Origin of the sequence: Metabacillus fastidiosus NBRC 101226 (genome assembly GCF_001591625.1) — a bacterium.
In the GTDB taxonomy this organism is placed as follows: domain Bacteria; phylum Bacillota; class Bacilli; order Bacillales; family Bacillaceae; genus Metabacillus; species Metabacillus fastidiosus.
Window position 1 is genome coordinate 1 of record NZ_BCVG01000160.1, and the last position, 6,120, is coordinate 6,120.

At 34.9% G+C, this 6,120-nt stretch carries 4 protein-coding genes; 2 read left to right on the forward strand and 2 right to left on the reverse strand.

The window, feature by feature from the left end; all coding sequences use genetic code 11:
• Nucleotides 1-97 precede the first annotated feature (97 nt).
• Nucleotides 98-1,372, reverse strand: a complete 1,275-nt coding sequence (locus BFA01S_RS20485; RefSeq protein WP_066235324.1) for an MFS transporter — start codon at nt 1,370-1,372, stop codon at nt 98-100.
• A 111-nt stretch (nt 1,373-1,483) separates the two neighbouring features.
• On the reverse strand, nt 1,484-1,981 hold the full coding sequence (locus BFA01S_RS20490) for a L,D-transpeptidase family protein (protein ID WP_066235325.1): 498 nt from the start codon (nt 1,979-1,981) through the stop codon (nt 1,484-1,486).
• A gap of 187 nt (nt 1,982-2,168) precedes the next feature.
• Here BFA01S_RS20490 and BFA01S_RS20495 point away from each other — a divergent pair, with 187 nt between their 5' ends.
• Together BFA01S_RS20495 and BFA01S_RS20500 are read left to right on the forward strand one after the other, a co-directional pair.
• Complete coding sequence (locus BFA01S_RS20495; protein ID WP_066235327.1) at nt 2,169-3,665, forward strand: Ppx/GppA family phosphatase; 1,497 nt, start codon at nt 2,169-2,171, stop codon at nt 3,663-3,665.
• Nucleotides 3,666-3,940: 275 nt separating this feature from the next.
• On the forward strand, nt 3,941-6,058 hold the full coding sequence (locus BFA01S_RS20500; RefSeq protein WP_082800112.1) for an RNA degradosome polyphosphate kinase: 2,118 nt from the start codon (nt 3,941-3,943) through the stop codon (nt 6,056-6,058).
• Nucleotides 6,059-6,120 lie beyond the last annotated feature (62 nt).

A 6,120-nucleotide genomic window follows, 5' to 3' on the forward strand; every position in this document is an offset into this window, starting at 1 on the left:
AGTAAAGTCACGGATTTGGTGACAGGTCCTTTCAGCTTTTCAAACGTTAAAGGTCCTTATTGGACAGCCCCTTTAACGTTTTTCTCTATTATGCAGATCAGTGGTTTACTAATTGTTTTTCTTTCAAATTTTTACTCTCATCTGCTTTTTTACTTAATTTAGGTAATGTCATAGCATAGAAAATAAAGACACATAAAATGATACAAGCCATCCCGTAATATAAATAATCGGTACTTGTGACGACTTTAGGGAATAAAAAGGCGATTACTCCTAAAGTTAGAGATTGTGCGAGCATCATAAGCGGATCGATCCATCCGCTTACTCTTCCCATTAATTTTGGATGAACTATTTTTGGCATCCAGCCTCCGATTGCAACATTAATCGGGGCAATGCATGTCCCAATAACGAATACAAGGGAGAGAAATACCCAGACTCGGTCTGTGAATCCTAGGAAAAAAACAAGTAAACCAGTTAAAAAAATGGGAAAAATCATTAATTGGTATGGCTTTACTTTAGAAGATATGAAAGCGGAAATGCCGCTACCGACTAATAGCCCTATTCCTAAGGAAATAGCGAAGAGGGAGGCATACCATTCATAATGTTCAAGTGCAAGTTTATATTTCATCGTAAACATCGGTAAGATGGCGAATGCACCAGTAACGAAGCCAAACATGAAAAACCCAAAAACTAATAAGGCAAGCAGCCGGTTTTTAATAATGTACGTAATCCCGTCTTTAAAATCATTTAAGGAAGATTTAATACTTAATTCCTTCCAAGATAATTTCCCATTCGGTAATCTCGCAGCGGTTGGAATTTTACATGCTCGAATTAAGAAACCTGAAATAATGAAACTGAAAAAATCAATAACAACTGCACCATGAATCCCAACTGTTTTATATGTTGCTGCACCTAGTCCTACGCCAAAAACCATAAAAATACTAAACAGCATTTGATTTAGCCCTGCTGCCTTTGCATACTGATCTTTATTTAATATCCCTTGTACGAGACTATTCTCAGCTGGGAAGAAAAATTTTGTTACTGCACTTCTTAAAAAGAGAATGAAGAAGATAAGAGGAATAGATTGGAAAAATAAGGCGATAAATAAAACAACTGTTAAGCCAGCTCGAATCCAATCACAGTTTTCAGCTACTTTTTTACGATCAAAACGATCGGCTACGACACCGACGATAAAAAAGACAAAAATCGTTGGTAATGAATACATGAGTTCAGCTAATGTTGCGTAAAGAGGTTGATGACTAAACCGGTCTAATAAATAAAAGGCAAAAGCCATATTACCGATTGTTGTACCCATTTGTGAAGCGAGCGCTGCAAAAAATAACTTCACAAAATTCCGATTTTTAAAGATTTCCATTATTTTTCTCCTTTATTTATAAACATTCACAATCATTATTATAAGTGATATTCCATAAATTTAATATATTGTAAATGTAAACAAATGCTTAAGAATTGCTTAAGTTTAGAGTCATGAAGGTTTAATGATGACTCGCGTGCCGTTTGGAACGATGGAAGCGAGCTCAATAACATCTTGATTATACATTCGGATGCATCCGAGTGAAACGGCTTTTCCAATCGAGCTTGGATCATTCGTTCCATGTATGCCATAATGAATCTTTGATAAACTAAGCCACATTGCACCGAAAGGACCGCCTGGATTCGGTTCCCGATTGACGATGACATAATCACCGATCGGTGTAAGAGTGAGTATTTTTCCGACCGCAATAGGATATACTTTTAGTATTTTTCCCTGTGATATTAAAGTTAAACGCCTGCTTGCTATTGAGACATGAATTTCATATGGAATGGTCGCTGGCTCAGGGAGACCAGGAATATTTATTTGCTGACCAATAAAAATGATATTTGGATTAGCGAGATTATTGACTGAAAGCAGAGTTTGTACCGGAATCCGGTAATCAATAGCAATGCTTGTAATTGTTTCTCCTTTTTTTACGGTATGAATCATATCTAACCTCCTCGCTCATTCTCTCTAAATAAAGTACAATATCATTTATTCTTTATATGAAAAAATGATTAGTTTCGTTCCAAAATCTAATTTGATTTTGTTATAATAAAAGACAATTATTTTATTGTAAGGATGTGTCTGTTTGAGAGAAGACAAATACGCCATTATTGATATTGGTTCAAATACGATGCGGCTCGTTATTTATGTGCGCGATAAGAGCGGCAAATTAAAGGAAATTGAAAACGTGAAAGCGGTTGCCAGACTTCGTAACTATTTAACAGAAGATTCGCATCTTTCAATTGAAGGAATGACAAAATTAATTACTACATTACATAGTTTCCAAGAGATAACGAGACATCATTATTTAAAAGATGTAAAATGTGTTGCAACTGCTACAATTCGTCAAGCAGTAAATAAAACAGAGATAGAAAAGCAAGTGAAGGAACAAACAGATTTTACGATGCAAATTTTATCCGAATATGAAGAAGCTTATTATGGATTTTTAGCTATCGTTAATTCCACATCTCTTGAAGAAGGAATAACGATTGATATTGGTGGAGGAAGTACAGAAATTACTTATTTTAAAAATCGTGAGTTAAAGGAATATCATAGTTTCTCTTTCGGTGCTTTATCTCTCAAAAAGGAGTTTGTGAGCGGGGATTTTCCATCAGAAGATGAATTACAAGTACTACGCTCGTTTTTAAGGAAACAGTTTGCATCACTTCCATGGCTAAAAGATAAGAATTTACCGATTATTGCAATTGGCGGAAGTGCGAGAAATGTCGTTCAAATTCATCAGGCAATAATTTCGTATCCTTTGTCAGGTGTACATCAATATGTGATGAGCGGTGAGCAGCTTGAAGAAGTGAAACAGTATTTATTGAAGTTTTCCTTTGAGGAAATGCAAAAAGTGGACGGGCTGTCTAAGGACAGGGCAGACATTATTATTCCTGCATTGGAAACGTTCCAATGTCTTTACGAAATGGCACATGGTGAGCGATTTATTGTGAGCCGAAAAGGTTTAAGAGATGGTATTTTCTATGAGGAGTTAACAAGGGATTTTGGAATCTCTATTTTCCCAAATGTGATAGAAGAAAGCCTTTATAATTTAGCGGCTGATTATAATATTAATGTGAATCATATGTTTCATGTGACAACGATTGCAACAAATGTTTATAATCTCTTGGCAGACCTCTATTATGTTGAGCGTGCAGATGAAGATATATTGGATATAAAGCGGGGAGCTTTCGTTTATAATCTTGGCTGTTATATTGACGGAGAATCAAGCAGCCAGCATACATTTTATCTTCTTGCCAATCGAACGATTGATGGTCTTTTCCCTAGAGAACGTTTAAAGATGGCGCTCATTGCTTCCTATAAAAGTAAACCGGTATTTAAACAGTATATAGAACCGTACCAAGACTGGTTTACGAAGGAGGAACAGCTGAAAATCCGTCAGTTAGGTGCGATAGTAAAGTTTGCATATAGCTTGGATACGACAAAAAGGAAAATTGTTAAAGAAATAAAAATAGAAGATACGGAAAATGGATTAGTCTTTTTCTTGAAATGTTCCGGAGATTGGCAGGCAGAACAATACCAGGCAGAGAAGCAGAAGAAACATTTGGAGAAGATTATTAAAAAACCGATTACTGTAAATTTTCATTCTATATTATCAGCCGAATGAGAGTTTAATAATAGTTAAATATTTGAAAAATGCATAATTCTTAAAGAGACGGGTATTTAAAAAAGAGATCAAGATTTAATATCTTGAGCTCTTTTTACTGTTGATTTTATATTTGGATAGTACTATAGATATAGTTTTTTGAATTTATTTCTTTTATTTCCAGTCCTTTTAATTTACAATAAATTTATACAAAGTTTACATTAATTTTACAATATACAACGATTGAAATGATATTATTAAATAAATATATTGTCGAATTAAGGGTGGCGAAAAAAATGGCATTAACAGATCAAATGATCCTATCACTGAACAGTCCTACTTTTTATAATAATCGAGAGCTAAGCTGGCTCGCATTTAATGAGAGGGTGCTTGAAGAAGCACTCGATGACCGCAACCCTTTATTAGAGCGTCTAAAGTTTTTAGCGATTTTTAGTTCTAATCTAGATGAATTTTTTATGGTTCGTGTTGCGGGACTAAAGGATCAGGTGAAGGCAGGGTTTAGTAAGCGGGAAAATAAGGCAGGCTTAACACCGAAGGAGCAATTGAAAGCAATTGCAAATAAAAATCATGAACTTGTTGAGCTGCAGTGTGAAGCATTTACAGATATTATTATCCCAATGCTTAAAGATGAAGGAATCGAATTTTTACAGATGAATGAATTAAATGAAGAACAGTTCATTCATTTAGAGGAATATTTTGATGAAAATATTTTTCCAGTTTTAACACCGATGGCGATTGATGCTTATCGCCCATTTCCGATGCTGGCAAATAAAAGCTTAAATCTTGCAGTCGTTTTAGAAGATGAAAATGAAGATGAGTTTAGTGAATATCGTTTAAAGACAGCTTTAGTTCAAGTGCCGTCAGTAATCGACCGTTTCGTTCCGCTGAAAAATTCGAATTGCAAGCTGCAATTTATTTTATTAGAAGATGTTATAAGTTATTTTATTTATAAATTATTTAGAGGATATAAAGTCGTCTCTACCTCTATTTTCAGAATTACTCGAAATGCTGATCTGACGATTCATGAAGAAGGTGCCAGAGACTTATTAAAGGAAATTGAAAAAGAATTAAAGAAACGAAAATGGGGAGCAGCCGTTCGGTTAGAAATTCAAGCTGGCTGTTTTGATGAAAATATTTTACGTTATTTGCTTGAAGAGCTGGAGATTCATGAGAAGGATGTATATGAAATGAAAGCTCCATTAGATTTAACATTTCTATTTAGCTTCTATAAGGAATTGGCAACGGTGAAAGAACAGCTTGTTTATGAAACTCTTATTCCCCAGCCTCCACAAGATATCCCTTCAGATGAAGATATTTTTGATATATTATCTGAAAAGGATATTTTTTTACATCATCCATATGAATCATTTGAACCAGTTGTTGATTTTGTTTCTGATGCGGCAGATGACCGTGATGTATTAGCAATTAAACAAACGTTATATCGTGTAAGCGGTGGTTCACCGATTATTGAAGCGCTGAAACGAGCAGCTGAAAATGGTAAGCAGGTGACAGTGCTCGTTGAATTAAAGGCCCGATTTGATGAGGAGAATAATGTTCAATGGGCAAAAGAACTTGAAAAAGCCGGATGCCATGTTATTTACGGAATGACTTATTTAAAAACACATAGTAAAATCACTCTTGTTGTTAGACGAAAAAATAATCGAATTGAGCGTTTTGTCCATCTGGGGACTGGAAATTATAATGACCAGACTGCTAAGTTATATACAGATATGGGGTTATTAACATCGAAGCGAAAGTTTGGGATAGATGCAACAAATTTTTTCAATTATTTAAGCGGCTACACAGAAAAACCGCATTTTCATCATCTGTCTGTCGCTCCATTTGATATTCGTACTGATTATTTATCACTCATTGATGCAGAGATTATGTTCCATAAGAAATATGGAAATGGCAGAATTATAGCAAAAATGAATTCATTAACAGATAAAGTTATCATTATGAAATTATATGAGGCTTCAAATGCAGGAGTGAAAATTGATTTGATCGTAAGAGGAATATGCTGCCTGCGACCAAAGGTTAAAAATGTAAGTGAGAACATTAATGTTCGAAGCATCGTCGGACGTTTTTTAGAGCATAGTAGAATTTATTATTTTCATCATAATGGAGAAGAGAAAATTTTCCTTTCATCAGCAGATATGATGACGAGAAACATGGAAAAACGGGTGGAAATTTTATTCCCGATTTACGATGGAGAAATTAAAAGACGCTTGAATCACATATTAGACCTTCAGTTAAATGATAATACCAAAGCTCGCGCACAAGACGAAGATGGTGTGTATCATTATGTGACGGTTCAAAATGGCGAGCAGGAAGTTGATAGCCAGCTCATTCTATTTAATGAGGCATATAAAGTGTTAGAAGATGAAGAATAATAGAGAAGGGAGTGTCATAAAGCCAAACATCTTAGAATGTGCGGCTGGACATTCCCTATTTT

Bases quoted from the DNA above. Each gene is read 5' to 3' on its own strand.
- BFA01S_RS20500 (WP_082800112.1), top strand. From the start codon at position 3,941: ATGGCATTAACAGATCAAATGATCCTATCACTGAACAGTCCTACTTTT.
- BFA01S_RS20485 (WP_066235324.1), bottom strand. From the start codon at position 1,372: ATGGAAATCTTTAAAAATCGGAATTTTGTGAAGTTATTTTTTGCAGCG.
- BFA01S_RS20490 (WP_066235325.1), bottom strand. From the start codon at position 1,981: ATGATTCATACCGTAAAAAAAGGAGAAACAATTACAAGCATTGCTATT.
- BFA01S_RS20495 (WP_066235327.1), top strand. From the start codon at position 2,169: ATGCGGCTCGTTATTTATGTGCGCGATAAGAGCGGCAAATTAAAGGAA.